This is a genomic window from Rhodovulum viride (assembly GCF_003265965.1).
GTDB classification, from domain to species: Bacteria; Pseudomonadota; Alphaproteobacteria; order Rhodobacterales; family Rhodobacteraceae; genus Rhodovulum; species Rhodovulum kholense.
Genome location: NZ_MUAV01000007.1, coordinates 187,577 through 204,735 on the forward strand (window position 1 = coordinate 187,577; position 17,159 = coordinate 204,735).

Sequence of the window (17,159 nt, forward strand, 5' to 3'; positions counted from 1 at the left end):
CGGCCCCGGACGGAGGCGGCGGTGGGGTCAGTTGTTCTGCGGCTTCTCGGCGGCGGCCCGGACGGCGCGCGCGCCGGGATAGACCAGCGCCCGGGCATGGCCGAGCGACGCATATTGCGTGGGCGAGGTCGCCAGCGGGATGCGGATGCAGGCCGGGCTGCGGTTCGGCGTCATGTCGAGCGCGCTGACCGCCTCGTTGTCGAGGATCGGCTCGTCGATCCGGATCTCGCAGAGATCGCGCCAGGGATAATGGATCTCGTTCCAGGCCCTTGCCGGGTTCAGCACCTCGTGATCGGGGTGCACGTTCTCGGGTTCGGGGTGGATCTGGCCCTGCAGGATGTAGCGCACCTCGGAATGCTTCACCTGATAGATCCATTCCTGACGCAGGAAATCGGGCGCGCGCGGATCGTCGGGCACCGGGTCCATCGAGGGCGCGCCCTCGGCGCGGAAGCCGGGTTCCGGCAGGCCGCGTTCGGGGCCGCGGTCGCCGGGGATCAGGCGAAAGCGGATATAGGACCGGGTGCCCGCGCTGTCGAAGAACTCGAAGCACTGCCAGCTGTGATAGCGGCTGTCGAGGAAGGACCCGCGAATGCGGTAAGCCTCGATCAGCTCGGGCTCCATCATCAGGCCCTGGCGGACCAGCTCCTTGCGCTCGTCGGCGCTGGCATGGACGAAGGTGCTGAAATCCTGGATCGAGCGAACGAAAAGCTGGCGCCCGGCATTCATCAGGATGTCGAGCACGCCGGGCCCGTCATGGCCGGTCTCGCCCGAGAAGAACTTGACCGAGGCCGCCATCCCGTCCCGCGCCCGGTCGTCCTCGCGCGCGCCGGGCGAGGAATGGCGCAGGATCACCGGCAGCACCTTGCCGAAGGTGAAGAAGTCATTGGCCGGGAAGTCGGGGTCGGTGATGAACCGTGCGGTGCCACGGCCCGCGACGCCCCAGGTATGGGTGCCCCGGCCGCGCTTGGTGCTGGACAGGAACCCGAAGGTCCGCGCGAGCTTGTCGATCAGCGCCTTGAACTCGTCGTCGATGCCCTCGCGCAGCTCTTCCTCGGTCAGGCGCAGGTTGTCCTGGCCCAGCGGCGCGATCTGGGCCCGTTCGGTCTGGCTTGCCGGATAGACCACCTTGCGGATCTCGTTGACCTGTCCGACCGGGCGATGGTCGGCCAGCGCATGCCAGGGCGAATAGCGCAGCGCCTCGCCGAAGGCGTGACGCTCATGGGTGTCGAAGACCTGCGGCGGGATGGTGACCGTCGCCACGGGGGCATAGTCGGGCGCCCATTCGACGGTCGGATTGTCGATCACCGCCGCATCCGCATCGCTGCGCAGCTGAACGCCGAAATCGAAGACGACAGGTGCCGCGCCCTCGGCCAGACCCGCCACCATCGCGTCGCGCAGGTAGTCGTGGCCCGCGCCGGCCGATCCGGTCGCGACACCGGCGCGCGGGGTGGCGCGGTAGCGGCAGGCATGGGCCGGGTCGGGACCGAAGCCATAGGGCACCTGGCTCCAGTATTCCGCGCTCAGCGGGCTTGTCTGCACCTGCTTGTTGAACCCCTGCAGGACGGCGATGTCTTCGGGATGGGTCTTCGACAGATGTTCGATGAATTCGACCGGGGGCTGACCGCGCGGCGCATTCTTGGCCAGCGACTGCATGAAGATCGCGTAATCCTCGGCGGTGCGGATGAAGAAGACCGGGTTGTCGGCCAGGATGAAATCCTGTTCGCCCTCGGGCGCGTCGGGATGCGCCTTTTCGCCCGCCACGCCCAGCACCTTGATCGCCATGCCGTGGATGTCGGGCGTGCGGTCGTCCTTTTCCCGGCCATTCGAGAAGCGCACCAGCGCCTTGTAGCGCCCCGGCGCGGCGAAGAGGCCGACATTCAGCGGGGGCGCGACCTGCCCCACCTCGAAGACCGCCTCGACGCAGCCATGCATCTTGAAATGCTGGCCGCGCAGCTGCGGCTGGGTCGCCCGCATCATCCCGATCTGGATGGCGGTTACCGTCTGGATACTCGTATCGGTCATCTGCTGGGTCTCCTCAACCGGCGGCGGGGATGCGCGCCCGGGCAGAAGGCGGCGGAAGGCGGGGGCCGCCTTCTACCGGGTCTTGAGGTATTCGATCAGGGCCCCGGCCTGGTCGGACAGGGCCGGATCGCTCCAGTCGAGCCGGTGCAGCCGGCCCTCGATCATCAGGTCGCGGTCATGGCCGCGATTGGACCAGCCGTCGCGCGCGGTGTCGTGCAGCGAGACGGTCGGATACCTGGCCCGGTAGCTGTCCAGATCGGCCGGTTGCCACATCCAGCCGACCTCGTCCGGGTCATAGTCGATCACGCCGCGCAGGAAGACCGGCGCCCGGCTGGCCGGTTTCAGAAGCTGCGCCAGCGTCGGGACCGAGCCGTTATGCAGATAGGGCGCGCGTGCCCAGATCCCGTCGAGCGGCGGGGCCAGATAGCCTTGGTTCGCGGCCTCGGTGGTGTCGCGCAGGATGCGGTAGGCGGGCATCGTGCAAGGCTCGATCCGGCGGCCATAGGTGTCGGTATAGCCGAACTCCGGATCGTGGCAGGCCGCCTGGAAGGCCGCGAGGAACATCGCACTGCCGGCCGGGTTCAGCACCTGCGCGCGGTTCATGTCGGTGCCGATCACCGGATAGCGCGCCTCGTTGCGCGGCCGGTGGCAGGTGCCGCAATTCTCGGCGAACAGCGCCTCGCCGGCCGCGGCCTTTGTCAGATCGACGTCAAAGGGATATGGCGCGGGCGGCAGCCGCAGCAGGAATTCGGCGCTGATCCCGGCATTCATCAGGTCGACCTTGGCGGGCACGCCGATGATCGGCAGCTCGGCCGCGATGTTGCGCCAGAACCGTTCCAGCACGCTGCCGTCCCATTGCCCGACCGACCGGTCGCCCTGGTTCCAGACCGCGGGAATGTCGGTCACCGTGGCAAAGCGGGGCAGCGCCTCGGGCAGCGGGCCGGTCAGAAGCTCGGTCAGCTTGCCCTGCGCTGCCGCTTGCCCGGCCAGCAGGTCCGACAAGAGATCGCCGCTGCCATCCGATTGTCCGGCGCTGTGACCGCTGAGGCCCGGGGACCGGTCGCCATGGCCATAGCTCGACCCCGGCCGGGTCTGCAGCGCGACCGAGGCCGCGCGCACGCCCGTGCTTTGCGCCAGCCCCGACAGGATCGGCACGGCATTCTGCGCAAAGATCGCCCGCTGGGTCTGGTCGACCGCGGCGATCTGGTCGGCGCGGATCTGCGGCAAGCCGCGCGCGAAATAGCCCGCGGGCTTGGCCGCGACGATGTCGAGCAGCTTTTGCGTGGTCTCGCCCGGAGCCTCGGCGGTGCCGATCTGGGCGTCCGACAGATAGCCCTCGCGAAGCGCCGAGAAGGCGCCGCGCCACTTGCGCACGTCGAACTGGGTGTTGGGCGCGCCATCCATCACCTGATGCCGGTCGCCCAGATCGATCTGGCCGGTGTGGCAGGCGCCGCAGGCGAGCGTGACGAACAGCGGCTGCGGCTGGCTGTAATCGACCTCGCCCGAGGGGCTGCCATCGGCCGCGACCGGCCGCCCGTTGGCCCCGGTGATGCCCAGGCCCCGCGGCAGGATGCGGTCGGTCAGGTCGGGGTCGGGAAAGAGCCCGAACCCCCCGAAGAAATCCTCGGGCGTGCCCCAGATTTCCGGCGCCAGATCGGGCAGGATCTTCTGCACGACCAGAGGCACGCCGATGAACCCGTTGCCGGCATTGACGAACCAGCCATGGCCGATGGGATCGGCGGCCTTCGCTGCGGCAACCGTCGCCGCACAGGCGGTGCGAAGCGCCTCCCAGGTCAGATCCGGCTGCGTGGCCAGCGCGTGCTGTAACGCGTCGCGCCGGGCGCAGGTCGCGGCATCGCTGCCGGGATCGGTCTGGGCAAGGGCCGGTGAAACTCCGGCCGTGAGCGCCAGTGCAATGGCAAATCCGGACAAAAACGTTCTCGAATTAGTCTTCATCTGATCCCCCCTGGTATCGACGAAGATGGGACGCCTTGCCGGGCAAACGATGCGCCTGGAAATGAAAACGTCGGGCCTCCCCTTGACCCAACGTTACCGCAAGGTTCGCATTTTGGAAAGATTCGAAAAAAGCCGGTCAGGCGAGAGATGCGCCCCGCCCGCCTGCCGTATCGCGGGACCGTCAGGCCGATCGGCCCCAAGCTGGCGATTTCCGGTCCTGCGCCAGGGTCTTTCCCGGTGCCGCCGCAGGCCTGGGGGCGCAGCGGTCAGGTCTTGTGGGACGGCGCCGGACCGTCAAGGCAGACCCGTCTCATGCGCGGAGGCAGAAGGTACTGGAAGAGTGAGGTGGAGCGGGTGAAGGGAATCGTAAGAAATAGAAATAAATTAGAAACAGCATATTGAAATGCAGGGTGCGTCCTTAACGCGGGCAAATATATGGGCAAATAAGAGCGAGTTTCTGCTGTCCTTACCAATGGGGCGTGGCGTGACACAATTACACTTCGAACTGTTCCGCCGGGCTGGCTCGGCGCCTTCGCCTTGACATGCCCGTTGCGATTTTGGGCCAGGTTCGCCGTCACCTGGTGTCGCGGCGACCGCACCACACCGATGGCCGCGGTCCGGTTGGGATCTGCCGGGAGCGACGGCCCTCCAGGCGCAAGACACGCTGCGCCGCAGTATGACCCCTTCGAGCCCGAAGCAGAGATGCAGCCGCGCGGCAGGACCCTTGCCTAGCGCGCCAGGCCTGAGGGAGCTCCCGGCCCACACCGGACATTGACCCACGCCTCGCTCCGCTGCGGTGCGGCCCGTCGAACCTGCCATTCGCTGCACCTGCAAAGACACGCAGCCCGGCGCACCGCACATGCGGATATTGCGAATACCTGACACAAACCATCAGATGTCGTAGGCCAGCCCTTTTGGGACGTCCGTGCAGGGCGCAGCGCCCACTCTGCTGCAGTTGCGACGATGCACAAGTCATTTCTCAATAACGGACGCTCGACAAGGATGCGCTCCATCACTCGATGAAGGTCTCCCATGCTCATCCGATAATGTCCTTTGTAGGACGGCTCTGGAGAGATAGCTTTCCGACATGCTGATCACCGACCTCTTCCCGGATCCTGAGGTACTCATCGCCCTCGAACCCGACGAACTCGGAATGCGCCTTCTTCCGCTGTTCAGTGACTGGCATCGAAGGGGTGACTTTCATCTCGGGCGAGTTCTGGAGAGGGTAAATGGAAGGCCCTCACTTCCCGGACAACCGACGGTGGATGACGGACAGTACGAGCGCCGCTACAAGCCTGAGATTGACGAAGCCCTGCGAGAGGCGTGGGCCTGGCTCGTCGGTGCGGCCCTGCTAATCCCGGACCCTAGGTATCATGCCCTCGATACCACTGGCCCAATGAGGTTCAGCCGCAAGGCGCGAAGCTTGACGCAGGACCCCAATCACGCGCGGGCACGAAGCACATATCGTCTTCCGAAGGACGCACTGCCCCCCTCGATCCGGGAAGAGGTTTGGGATCTCTACCATCGGGGCAAGTTCGCAACTGCCGTCTTCACAGCAATGCGGGGCGTCGAGATCGCCGTTCGCGAGGGAGCCGGGTTTCCAGTTGGTGACCATGGAGTACCAATGATCCGCCGTGCCTTCCAGAAGGACACAGGGCCTCTGCGGGATCCAGATCAGGATGAGGGTGAGCGCGAGGCCCTGATGCATCTCTTCGCAGGTGCGATCGGCCCCTACAAGAATCCCCATTCACACCGCGCCGTCGAGATGGACGATCCCGGTGAGGCGATCGAGATTGTGACGCTAGCCAGCCATATGTTGCGGATCGTCGATGCGCGCCGATCTCGGAGGTTGGAAAACTCTTGATGCTTTTGGATCAGTTACGCGGCTATCACGACGGGTGGCAGGCCGCCCCGATTCCGGCCGCTTGGCAGGAAATCCTGATCAACGTGCTACCGGACCTCGGGGCCGTGAGAAACGGCGTTCCAGAAGGCGGTGCAGTTCATCCCCCTCTTCAGGCCGATGAGGAACAACCCCATATCTTTCGGGCCTTCCGAAACCTACCCCCGGAAGCAGTGCATACAGTCGTAATCGGACAGGATCCCTACCCAGAAGTCCAGCGGGCAACTGGGCGGGCCTTCGAGGATTGGGGGGTACCCGAACTTGACTTTTCACCCAGCCTGAAACGGTTGCTCCAGTCGGCGCTTACCTGTCAGAACCCCGGTCTAAATGCAGACCAGAACGACACAGGATGGCAAGAAATCCGAGAAGAGGTGACAGCACAACTGGCCAATCGCCAAGCGATGACGGCGTATTTCGACCGCCTTGCCGCCCAAGGCGTTCTCTTCCTCAATGCCGCTTGGACCTGCTCGGCTGTCCCAGTTGGACTTCCAAAAACGGAAAAAGACAGAATATCTTCCGCTCACCGGGTCTTCTGGCGCCCGGTCATGCAGAAGTTGATCGCGGATCTTGCTGCACTTGAACAACCTATCGCTTTCATCCTTCTCGGAAAAACCGCCCAGAATCTCCTGAGCGGAATCGAGGGCGTCTTTAGGCATTCCGCAGTGGTGCCGAACAATCATCCCGGGCGTCCGGCATATTTTGGGGACAACCCTTTTTGTCGTCTGAACGCGGCCCAAGAGCAGCTTGCGGGAGCCGAAATCCAGTGGTGGGCACCACAAGAACTTCCTCCAGCCGGGCCGAACGTCGGAGGTGATCCTTGACTTTGAAAAGGCACGGATCCGAACGCTGCGGTCGTCACCAATGCCTACAAAGGGCTGGGCGTCGTCGATCGCCGCCCGCCAGGCGAGACCTCGTGCCGGTCGACTCATTGTTGCGCTGCCGCATGGCGGCTTGGAGCCTTCTTGGACCCTGGCGTCGTGGGCAGCCTCCGCTCTGATGGAAAGGAAGAGGCCATTCCTACTGCGAGCAGGAATGGCCGGTATCGGTCAGCACTCACTACGCTACGGTCGGATAGCGATTAGCCAGTACCACGGCCGTTGCGGGAGTTGTATGGAGGGCTGGTGATTGGCTACCCTGATGATCGGTCGTTCTTGACGAGGGTTCTTAGATGAAGACTTTCTTAAAGATTCTCAGAATTTTATTCTTCTTTGCTGTCTATTTCTTCATCGCCCTATTGATCGTTGCTTTTGGTCTTCAGAGTTGGCCGGTTGGCGGCCAGATGCTGTTTGCGTTTGGTATCCCTATCATTTTGGTCTGGTGGCAAGAAAAACGGAGATCGCGGAAAGTCGCGGCTAAAGCGCAAGCAGAGAGAAGTTCCGACACCCGAAGACCCCAATCTGAGCCGGTAGCCCTACCAAGTGCCTACGAGAAGCGTATCGAGCGTGAGCGCGAACGAACTCGCGAAGCCATTGCTTCCCAAGCACCGGCTGCCGTTCAAGCCTATTCCCCACCAAAGCAGGACTACGCCGAAATTGTTCGGGCTGGAAAATCTGCGGCGCCGGCTCTTGCGGCGACCGCTGAACGAAACCAGCCCTCGCGAATGGCATCGAGCGTATCATCCCGATCAATGAAAAGCGGTTGGGTCCCGCCTTGCGAAACAGCTAGCGTGGCCGGCCGCAACATCGGCGGGATGGTCTATGTCGGCACGCCTCCCTTGCTGAACACCTACGGGTATCGTGACAAATGCCGAGCCTATATCGATCCGTCCCTGTCGGTCGCGCGCTCTGGAGCCGACAAAGCTGGTGAAGGCATGCCCTACTGGCCGGGGTACTCGGACATATCACCTCAGTGCCGGGCGACCTACCTCGACTGGCTCGCCAGCGGGCGAAACGATGCCTCCTACAACCCCGGCTACATGTTCCTGTATTTTTACGGGTTGGAGCGTCGCTTCTTCGTCGATCAGTCGAACGAAGATGCAAAGGATATCGTCCAGGAAGTTCGGCGGCTGCAGTCGCTTTACCCTGACAACCACTCGGTCAGACGCTATTTGGGTGAGTTTCTCGACATTGCGATGCTTGCCGAAACCGACCTCGACGCTATCGAGCCGATTTTCGAGAGGCAGGGTTGGGAACTTCCGTTCTCACTCAAATACGCAATCGGAGCCCGCATCGACAAAGGCGAAAACCTGACAGCTGACTGGTTGCTGAGTTGGTTCATCTGCCATCCGGAAACAAATCTGAGAACTTCCGCAACGCGGTGCCGTGACGAGTTCGTCGCTCTTTTCCGGATGCGGTTTGATCGGCGTTTTCCTGATGGGCTCAAGGTGACCAAACCCCGGAAATCACTCACTGCATCCTATCGGGCCGCCTCCAGCGAGTTTCAGGGGTCAGCCAACCCAACCGTGGATGGCAAGCCGGTCCCGGATATCTCTGGTTTGCGCAAGCCGATCGAGATTGCCCAAGAGTTGGCTGACGAGGTGATGAACGAGCTCGACAAGCTCAGTCGCTACTTGGGCCGAAATCCTGATGGCCGCGGAAGCGTGGAAGCCCATGCCTTGCTGCCCTGTGAACTGTGGGACGCGTTCCCATCCGAGAAAATGGACCGGTTAAAATCATGGGCAAGCGATATCGTCGATCGGGGGGGATTGGTGCCGCTCAAGGAGGTCATCGTACATCTGGAGGGAGAAACAAGCGGGAAGATCGGGAAACGACAGATGACAGGAGCGGCGGACGCGCTCGCACGCCTCGGCTTTGGTCTGGCGCCCGACCCTCGGTTTGCGCTCCGATCGCCCAAGACGGACGAACCTGTTGTGCTGTTTAGCCTGGGCGAACCCATCGAAAGACTGGAGGAAGTTTCTGACAGCTATCGAAGCGCCCTGATTGAATTGGCACTTGGGTCGTTCGTTGCTCATTCGGATGGTCGCATCGCGGAGCCTGAGCGCAAGGCGCTGGAGGATCAGGTCTCCGCCGCGGACCTAAGCGATCAGGAAGGCCGCAGGCTGCGCGCAAACCTTGAATGGTTCCTGGCTGTGCCACCGGACATGACGCTCTTGCGCCGCAAACTGAAGGAAGTGGGCCAAGACAGCCAGGCCGCTATGCGGGCCGCGTTGGTCGGTGCAGCACATGCCGATGGCATTATTCACTCCGACGAAGTTGCAAGCATCGAGAAAATCTACAAGGCTTTGGGTCTGGATCCTGCGCTTGCTTACTCAGACCTGCATGCTGGCGAAGTTGCGGATGGTCCTCGCACTGTTCGTGCCTCGAAACCGGGGCGTCCGGGCGAAGCGATACGCGATCTTGAGAAAGCCAGCGGACCCAAGCTCGACGCTTCGCGGATCGCAGCAATCCGTTCGGACACCGAGCGCGTGTCGTCCGTCCTCGGTCAGATTTTCGATGTCGAAGAGGAAGAAAGCGGTGCCTCCACGCCTGACTACCAAAGCCAGGTGGCAGGGCTTGACCCCAAACACGGCGCCCTTGTCCTCGAAGTCCTTACTCGGGAGCATTGGTCTGAGACCGAGTTCGAGAAGATCTGCGCCTCGCATGGTTTGATGGCATCCGGGGCTTTGGAAGTCGTGAATGAATGGGCTTTTGAGACCTTCGATGAAGCGCTGCTCGACGAGTATGATGGATATGACGTGTCTCCGGAGATTGCGGAGGCGGTAAAAGAAAAGATGGGTGCGGAGGGCAGGGATGTCTAAGTTGAAACCACGCGAACGCGATGCAATCGTACAGGCGCTTAGGGCCGGGGTCGTGCCCAAGCTCGGTTTGCGTCATATTCAGGTCGGCCGAGTCCGGGAGATTGAAGAGCTCGTCAAGGACATGGACCGGATATCCGATGGCGGATCGGCGATCCGATTCATCATCGGCGAATACGGATCTGGCAAAACATTCTTCATGAACCTGATCCGCCTCGTGGCTCTGGAGAAAGGCCTGGTCGTGATGTTCGCGGATCTGGCGCCAGATCGCCGCATTCACGCGACCGGCGGGCAAGCCCGAGGGCTCTATGCTGAGATGGCCCGAAACCTGTCAACGCGGACAAAGCCCGATGGCGGGGCATTGGCCAGCGTGGTGGAGCGTTTCGTCAGCCAGGCTCACCGCGATGCTGAGGAACGCGATGTGCCCACTGGGTCGGTCATTCGTGAACGCCTTGGCCACTTTGAAGAACTAACTGGGGGGTTTGAGTTCGCTGAGGTGATCCGGCGATATTGGGAAGGCCATGAGACAGGTGACGACGAGCTGAAATCCGCAGCATTGAGATGGCTGCGCGGTGAATTCTCGACACGCACCGACGCGCGCAAGGCGCTTGGAGTGCGAACGATCATCGACGATGCCAGTGTCTATGACCATCTGAAGCTGATGTCGGCATTCGTGTGTGAAGCCGGTTACAAAGGCTTGCTCGTCGGCCTCGACGAGATGGTGAACCTCTACAAGCTGACCTCGTCGCAGGCTCGCAATGCAAACTACGAACAGATCCTCCGGATCCTGAATGATGTGCTGCAGGGCAGTGCCGAGAACCTCGGATTTCTCATGGGCGGCACACCGGAATTCCTGATGAACACGCGTCGAGGGCTTTACAGCTACGAGGCCCTCCAGTCGCGTTTGGCCGAGAACACCTTCGCGCGAGACGGATTGGTCGACCTTTCAGGACCTGTTGTCCGGCTGGCCAGCCTGACCCCTGAGGACCTCTTCGTTCTTCTGGCCAATGTCCGGCGGATCATGCAGGATGACGCCGGTGCTCTGCCGGACGACGCGCTCGAGGCCTTCATGGCGCATTGCTCGGATCGGATCGGTGAAGCTTACTTCCGCACCCCGCGCAATACGGTGACGGCCTTCGTGAACCTGCTTTCCGTGCTCGAGCAAAACCCCGGTGTCGAGTGGAGCGACCTAATCGAAAAGATCGAGGTCTCCGAAGACCGCGGCGAAGACATGACCGAGGTCGATGAGTCGACTGGCGCCCAAGAGCCCGGTGACGATGATCTGATCAGCTTCAAGCTCTGACGCCGATGAGCAGTGCGTTCGACAAACTGGCGAGGCCTGTGCAGAAATGGATACGCCAGCAAGGATGGCGCGAGCTTCGCGACATCCAGGCGCGATCCATCCGGACGATCTGCGAGACCAATGCCGATTTGATCATTGCGGCTTCCACAGCGGGCGGAAAGACCGAGGCGGCGTTCCTCCCGTTGATTTCGCAGGTGCTTGACGAGCCGTTCGACGGCACCGGCTTCGACCTACTCTACATTGGCCCGCTAAAAGCGTTGATCACGGACCAGGCCATGCGGCTGGAGGGCATCTGCCAAGAAGCTGAACTGCCGGTTGTCCCTTGGCATGGGGATGTTTCACAGTCGATAAAGACGCGCGCGTTGAAATCTCCCAAAGGGATCCTGCTGATAACCCCAGAGTCCCTTGAAGCACTCTTCATTCGTCGCGGTTTGGAAATCGGCCGCCTGTTCGGAGCCACGCGGGCGATCGTGATCGACGAGTTGCACACTGTTCTTGAGAGCGAACGCGGTGTCCAGCTCTGTTCACTGCTCACGAGGCTCGAGCTCGCGATAAAGCACCCAATCCGTCGGATAGGTTTGTCAGCTACGCTGGGCGACATGGACCTCGCCAAGGCCTATCTTCGCCCTGACGCCGCAAACGCTGTCGAGCTGATTGAAGCAGATGGCGGCGAGGCTGAATTGAGGCTCCAGCTTCGCGGCTACCTCTCAGGCGATGAAGATGTAAACAGCCCATCCGCAACGGACGCCATAGCAGCCCATCTATTCACACACCTTCGAGGCAGCGACAACCTCGTCTTCGCCGGAGCGCGCCAACGGGTCGAGATCTATGCAGACCGTTTGCGGGAGCTTTGCGAACGGGAGCACCTGCCACAGGAATTCTATCCCCACCACGCGAGCCTCTCCCGAGAACACCGCGATTTCGTTGAGCGGCGTTTGAAGGACCCTGCGAAACCGACGACCGCAGTATGCACGTCGACGCTTGAGCTTGGAATCGACATCGGTGACGTGACCTGCGTGGCTCAAATCGGCGCGCCATTCAGCGTCGCGGCGTTGCGACAACGGCTCGGCCGGTCAGGCCGGCGTGAAGGACAACCGGTCATTCTCAGGCAGTACGCTGTCGAAGCCAAGTTGACGCCGGAGAGCAGTTTCGTGGATCGCCTTCGCCTCGGCCTGATCAGGTCCATCGCGATGATAGACCTGCTGCTGGAAGGCTGGTGCGAACCGCCAAAACCGCAGGCGCTTCATCTCTCGACGCTCGTCCATCAGATTCTGTCAGTAATAGCGCAGCGGGGCGGTGCGTCTGCGAGCGCGGTTTACAACGTCCTGTGCCGCGAAGGCCCCTTTCGAAAGGTCACAACAGAAATCTTTGCAGATGTGTTGCGTGCGATTGGTCATCCTGAAACTGGTTTGATAGAGCAGTCTGGAAACGGCCTCTTACTTTTGGGACCAACAGGCGAAAAGCTGGTCGAGCATTACAGCTTCTACGCCGTGTTTCAGACGCCTGAGGAATTTCGTTTGGTTGCGGAGGGGCGGGATCTTGGAACCCTGCCGGTCGACAATGTCCTTGCCGCGGGAATGCTGCTGATTTTTTCTGGGCGGCGTTGGGTAGTGCAAGAAATCCATGATTTAGAGAAAGTCATCGTCGTTAAGCCCGCAAAAGCAGGAGTGCCTCCAGTCTTCGGCGGCGACCCGGGTGACATTCATGACAAGGTAATCGGACAGATGTTCGCAGTCCTCGAAGGGGATTTCAAACCCGTGTACATGGACGCGGTTGCCCATGCTATGCTCGAGGAAGCACGTGCTCACTACGACCAGCTGGAGCTTAAGGCCAATAACATCCGCAGTCTTGGTGAGCGTACATGGATCATCGCAACGCGCTTTGGGACGGTGAAGACTTCAACGTTAGCTCTCGCGCTAAGAAGCGAAGGACTCGTGGTTGAGCAACATGACGGGTTCTTGGTGGTCGAGGCCGGGGATGAAACACCAGATCTTCAAATGGTGCTCGCACGGTTTCCGGCCGGATACACGGGCGACATCTTCGCCGGTGCTGAAAACCTGATCACGGAGAAGTTTCATGTTTACTTGTCCCGATCTCTTCTGGAGTTGGATGCCGTGTCATCGCGGCTTGTGCCTGATCTTCTTCCGGGAATGACCAGTAGAATCTTGCAGCTATGACCATCCCGATGGCGAAGGTTCGACCTCTGTTCCCTCTCGCCGAGTCCGCGTGGGATTCGATCGTCCGGTTTTGCGGGGGGCATCAAGTCCCTTCGCCCCCGCAGCGAAGGTCCGGAGTCCGCCCCCTAGCGACGGCGTCGAACTGATTGACGCGCTCGGCCGAGGCTGGGGGCGGCCGCGATGGTCATGACGGTCTCGGCCGAGGCGCGGAACAGGAGAACCACTCGGCGCGCCCGCGCCCAAGCGGAGTCATGGGGCCAGACCGTGGAAGCCCTGTGCTTGAGGGGTCGGCGTAGAATCGCCAATCTGCCGCGTTTGCGGGCGCGGCTTTTGGCCTGCGTCAAGTTTTCGCACGTTGTCGAAATCGACCGCCCTTGCTAAGGCGCGCCGGGCAAAATGCGCGAAAGGCCTTAAAATGCTTCAGAAAATTCTGCGGAAACTTCCCTGGTACGTCTACACGGTCCTTGGGATTCTCGTTCTCTGTGGAACCTATCCCGCCTTCCAGCAAGCCCGTCAGGAGGCCGCCGACGTGGCCGCCGTCAGCGGCGAACCGGCCCCCGCGATGCAGACGCTCGAAAGCTATGTCGCGAACCGCGGCGATGAACCGTTCCATCAGGCCGAGTTCGAGGCGAATATCGACGACTACTACTTCACGCTGGAAAAGTCGCGCCGCCGCGCGCCCGACACCCATATCGTGGTAATGCCCATCTTTACCGGCGACGATGCCCAGGAGGCCAAGCGGGCCTCGGGTGTTCTTTATTTCGACTCCGAAGAGGACATGAAGGCCTGGGACCGCAGCCATTCCGATGAGGCCTCGCAATCGCGCGGCGGGCACTGGCATCAGCGGATCCATGGTTACGAAGACCGTCATCCCGAGCTCGTCGACATGGTGCGCGACACGCTGATTGATGATGGCTACTCGCTGGAGCAGCCCTTCCTGCATGTCCGTCCCTATTCCGGCAGCCGCGAGGCCGCTCTTGCGGCGATGGCCACGCCCGATTACGGCCCCGTCTACGTGGTGCTGGGCGTCGGGGTGATCCTTCTGGTCGTCTCCTTCGGGCAGCGCCTCTCGTCCCGGAAGGCCCGCGACGCGGCCAACAGCGCTGCCTGAGGCGGATAGCCGTCCCGCGCCGGTTCGACCGGCGGGGGCCGCACCTATCCGGCCCCCGCCTGGTTCATGGCCCTGTCGCCGTCCCGAAACGGGGCATCGCGCGCGCAGGCCTTGACTCGCCGCCCCTGCAGCAAGCGTCCGCCTTCGCCCCGCGCGCCTTTGCGCAATCTCATGCTGCCCCCATGAGCGGCGGTACGGGTTCATGCCCGTCCTTTCCACGCGCGACACGAACGGCAGGTCGCAGATACGACACGGCAGGTCCGCGCTGCTTTGTCTGTTTGCCTTGGCGCCGGATTTTTGTATGCGAATGGTGATCCGCCCCGGGCCCGGCCTATTGCCGGGTGGTGGCTTTCAGCGCCAGTTCTCCGGACCACTGACACCCCAGACTGCCGCGCCCCCCCTGCCGGAGCGTCGGCGGCCCGCCACCGGAATGACCATGAACGCACTCTACGCCTATCGCGACCAGTGGATCGGAAACGTCCGCGGTGACATCCTGGCCGGACTGGTCGTGGCGCTTGCCCTGATCCCCGAGGCCATCGCGTTCTCGATCATCGCTGGCGTCGATCCAAAGGTCGGGCTTTACGCCTCTTTCTCGATTGCGGTGATCGTGGCCATCACCGGCGGGCGGCCCGGAATGATCTCGGCCGCGACGGCGGCAACGGCCGTTCTGATGGTGACGCTCGTCAAGGAGCACGGGTTGCAATACCTGCTGGCGGCCACCGTGCTGGCGGGGCTGATCCAGATCGGAGCGGGGCTGGCCAAGCTTGGCCAGTTGATGCGGTTCGTCTCGCGCTCGGTCATCACCGGCTTCGTCAACGCACTGGCGATCCTGATCTTCCTCGCGCAGGTGCCCGAACTGATCGGCGTGACCTGGGTGACCTATGTCATGGTCGCGGCGGGGCTTGCGATCATCTACCTCTTTCCGCTGCTGACGACTTCGGTGCCCTCGCCCTTGATCACGATCATCGTTCTGACGGCGGTGACGATGGCCTTCGGGATCGATGTCCGTACCGTGTCGGACATGGGGGAGTTGCCCGACACGCTGCCGGTCTTCCTGATCCCCGACATCCCGCTGACGCTTGAGACGCTGCAGATCATCCTGCCCTATTCGATCGGGGTGGCCGCGGTGGGTCTGCTGGAAAGCCTGATGACGCAGACCATCGTCGATGACCTGACCGACACCCCCAGCGACCGGAACCAGGAATGCATCGGTCAGGGGATCGCCAATACCTGCACCGGGTTCATCGGCGGCATGGCGGGTTGCGCCATGATCGGCCAGTCGATGATCAACGTGAAATCGGGCGGACGCGGTCGGCTGTCGACCTTCACCGCGGGGGCGATGCTTCTGTTCCTGATCGTCGTGCTGGGCGACCTGGTCGGACAGATCCCGATGCCGGCGCTGGTCGCGATCATGATCATGGTGTCCATCGGCACGTTCTCATGGTCCTCGATCCGGACCTTGCGCGACCATCCGCGGTCGTCCTCCATCGTGATGCTGGCGACGGTGTTCTTCGTGGTTTACACCCACAACCTCGCCATTGGCGTTCTGGTCGGCGTGCTGCTGTCGGGCATCTTCTTTTCGGCCAAGATCGCCCAGCTTTTCCGGGTCACGTCCGAGATTTCGCCCGACGGGCGCGCGCGCACCTATGTGGTCGAGGGCCAGCTTTTCTTCGCCTCGACCGAGGACTTCATGCGCGCCTTCGACTTCAAGGAGGCGCTGGAGCGCGTCACCATCGATGTCAGCCGCGCCCATATCTGGGACGTCTCGTCCGTTGCGGCGCTGGACATGGTCGTGCTCAAGTTCCGCCGCGAGGGCGCCGAGGTCGAGATCAGGGGCATGAATGCGGCATCCGAAACCATCGTCGACAAGCTGGCCGTGCATGACAAGCCCGGCGCGATGGACGATCTCTTGGGGCACTGACGGGGGTATGGGACGATGACAGGGATGCTGATGGCGCTGGTCGACGGATCGGCCTATTCCGAAAGCGTGTGCCGCCACGCGGCCTGGATCGCAAAGCGCTCGGGCGCGCAGGTCAAGCTTTACCACGTGCTGGATCCGCGCCGGGCCCAGGGGCGGCGCGATCTGTCGGGCTCGATCCGGCTGGGCGCACGGTCGCAACTGATGGAACAGCTCAGCGATCTGGATGAACAGCACGCCAAGCTGTCGCAGGCCCAGGGCCGCGCGATCCTCGATGATGCCAGGGCCCTGATCGAGGCGGAAGGCGTCGCCGATGTCATCACTCGGCTGCGCCACGACGACATCGTGAACACGGTCGAACAGAAGGAAGCCGCGGCCGACATGATCGTGATCGGCAAGCGGGGCGAGGCCGCCGGACTGGACAGCCCCCATCTCGGCTCCAACTTCGAGCGGATCGTGCGCGCCAGTCACAAGCCGGTCTTCGTCTCGAACCGCAGCTTCGCGCCGATCGAACGCGTGCTGATCGCCTATGACGGGGGTGTTTCCTCGATGAAGGCGGTCGACCATGTCGCCCGCGACCCGGTCTTTGCCGGGTTGAAGGTGATCGTGGCGACCGCCGGCCAGGACACGGCCGACCTGCGCCGCGCGCTGGAAAAGGCGCGCGCCACGCTGAACGCGGGCGGGCATGAAGCCGAGGTCAAGCTTCTGAAAGGCGCCCCGGACAAGGCGCTGGCCGATCTGGTCGAAACCGACGGCATCGATCTTCTGGTGATGGGCGCCTACGGGCATTCGCGCATACGAACCCTGGTCATCGGCTCGACCACCACCGGGATGATCCGTTCCTGCAAGGTTCCGGTCGTGCTCATGCGCTAGACCGCGGCTGTCTCCGGCAGGAGGTCCCGGGGGGTTCTTGCCTGGCTTGCGGTGTGGCGTCGCGAACCACGCGTTGTCTGCCTGTGCAGAAGAAAAAGTCCCTTGCGATGGGCGTTGTTGCGCAAATCCAGGGGATTCATCTCGTGAATGCAGCATGCTAGCCGGGCAGCATGAGCAGACCTCCGAAGCCGACCTGCAAGACGAT

10 protein-coding genes are annotated in these 17,159 nt (G+C 62.5%); 8 read left to right on the plus strand and 2 right to left on the minus strand.

The features are described 5' to 3' along the window. Positions 1–27 precede the first annotated feature (27 nt). Positions 28–2,022 carry a catalase family protein gene (locus BYZ73_RS23540; protein ID WP_220086809.1) on the minus strand — a complete coding sequence of 665 codons (1,995 nt, stop codon included), beginning with the start codon at positions 2,020–2,022 and terminating at the stop codon, positions 28–30. A gap of 72 nt (positions 2,023–2,094) precedes the next feature. Next, on the minus strand, positions 2,095–3,978 hold the full coding sequence (locus BYZ73_RS08300) for a c-type cytochrome (RefSeq protein ID WP_220086810.1): 1,884 nt from the start codon (positions 3,976–3,978) through the stop codon (positions 2,095–2,097). A gap of 1,087 nt (positions 3,979–5,065) precedes the next feature. Here BYZ73_RS08300 and BYZ73_RS08305 point away from each other — a divergent pair. The 8 genes from BYZ73_RS08305 to BYZ73_RS08340 all read left to right on the plus strand — a co-directional run bounded on the left by BYZ73_RS08305 (position 5,066) and on the right by BYZ73_RS08340 (position 16,954). Continuing rightward, positions 5,066–5,842 carry a TIGR02391 family protein gene (locus BYZ73_RS08305; protein WP_112315605.1) on the plus strand — a complete coding sequence of 259 codons (777 nt, stop codon included), beginning with the start codon at positions 5,066–5,068 and terminating at the stop codon, positions 5,840–5,842. Then, positions 5,842–6,699: a uracil-DNA glycosylase family protein gene (locus tag BYZ73_RS08310; RefSeq protein WP_112315606.1), complete on the plus strand. Its 858-nt coding sequence runs from the start codon at positions 5,842–5,844 to the stop codon at positions 6,697–6,699. The genes BYZ73_RS08305 and BYZ73_RS08310 overlap by 1 nt, the downstream gene beginning before the upstream one ends. Before the next feature lie 347 nt (positions 6,700–7,046). Beyond that, the gene (locus tag BYZ73_RS08315) at positions 7,047–9,575 is read left to right on the plus strand and encodes a tellurite resistance TerB family protein (RefSeq protein WP_112315607.1); all 2,529 of its coding nucleotides are present in this window, start codon (positions 7,047–7,049) and stop codon (positions 9,573–9,575) included. After that, positions 9,568–10,875: an ATP-binding protein gene (locus tag BYZ73_RS08320; protein WP_112315608.1), complete on the plus strand. Its 1,308-nt coding sequence runs from the start codon at positions 9,568–9,570 to the stop codon at positions 10,873–10,875. The genes BYZ73_RS08315 and BYZ73_RS08320 overlap by 8 nt, the downstream gene beginning before the upstream one ends. Before the next feature lie 5 nt (positions 10,876–10,880). Further along, positions 10,881–13,052, plus strand: a complete 2,172-nt coding sequence (locus BYZ73_RS08325) for a DEAD/DEAH box helicase (protein WP_112315609.1) — start codon at positions 10,881–10,883, stop codon at positions 13,050–13,052. Between the two features lie 415 nt (positions 13,053–13,467). Continuing rightward, positions 13,468–14,163, plus strand: a complete 696-nt coding sequence (locus tag BYZ73_RS08330) for a hypothetical protein (RefSeq protein WP_112315610.1) — start codon at positions 13,468–13,470, stop codon at positions 14,161–14,163. A 436-nt stretch (positions 14,164–14,599) separates the two neighbouring features. After that, complete coding sequence (locus BYZ73_RS08335; RefSeq protein ID WP_108027327.1) at positions 14,600–16,084, plus strand: SulP family inorganic anion transporter; 1,485 nt, start codon at positions 14,600–14,602, stop codon at positions 16,082–16,084. A 15-nt stretch (positions 16,085–16,099) separates the two neighbouring features. Next, on the plus strand, positions 16,100–16,954 hold the full coding sequence (locus tag BYZ73_RS08340; RefSeq protein ID WP_112315611.1) for a universal stress protein: 855 nt from the start codon (positions 16,100–16,102) through the stop codon (positions 16,952–16,954). Positions 16,955–17,159: the final 205 nt, after the last annotated feature.

Coding starts and splice junctions, on each gene's coding strand:
- BYZ73_RS23540 (WP_220086809.1), bottom strand. CDS start 2,022: ATGACCGATACGAGTATCCAGACGGTAACCGCCATCCAGATCGGGATG.
- BYZ73_RS08300 (WP_220086810.1), bottom strand. CDS start 3,978: ATGAAGACTAATTCGAGAACGTTTTTGTCCGGATTTGCCATTGCACTG.
- BYZ73_RS08305 (WP_112315605.1), top strand. CDS start 5,066: ATGCTGATCACCGACCTCTTCCCGGATCCTGAGGTACTCATCGCCCTC.
- BYZ73_RS08310 (WP_112315606.1), top strand. CDS start 5,842: ATGCTTTTGGATCAGTTACGCGGCTATCACGACGGGTGGCAGGCCGCC.
- BYZ73_RS08315 (WP_112315607.1), top strand. CDS start 7,047: ATGAAGACTTTCTTAAAGATTCTCAGAATTTTATTCTTCTTTGCTGTC.
- BYZ73_RS08320 (WP_112315608.1), top strand. CDS start 9,568: ATGTCTAAGTTGAAACCACGCGAACGCGATGCAATCGTACAGGCGCTT.
- BYZ73_RS08325 (WP_112315609.1), top strand. CDS start 10,881: ATGAGCAGTGCGTTCGACAAACTGGCGAGGCCTGTGCAGAAATGGATA.
- BYZ73_RS08330 (WP_112315610.1), top strand. CDS start 13,468: ATGCTTCAGAAAATTCTGCGGAAACTTCCCTGGTACGTCTACACGGTC.
- BYZ73_RS08335 (WP_108027327.1), top strand. CDS start 14,600: ATGAACGCACTCTACGCCTATCGCGACCAGTGGATCGGAAACGTCCGC.
- BYZ73_RS08340 (WP_112315611.1), top strand. CDS start 16,100: ATGACAGGGATGCTGATGGCGCTGGTCGACGGATCGGCCTATTCCGAA.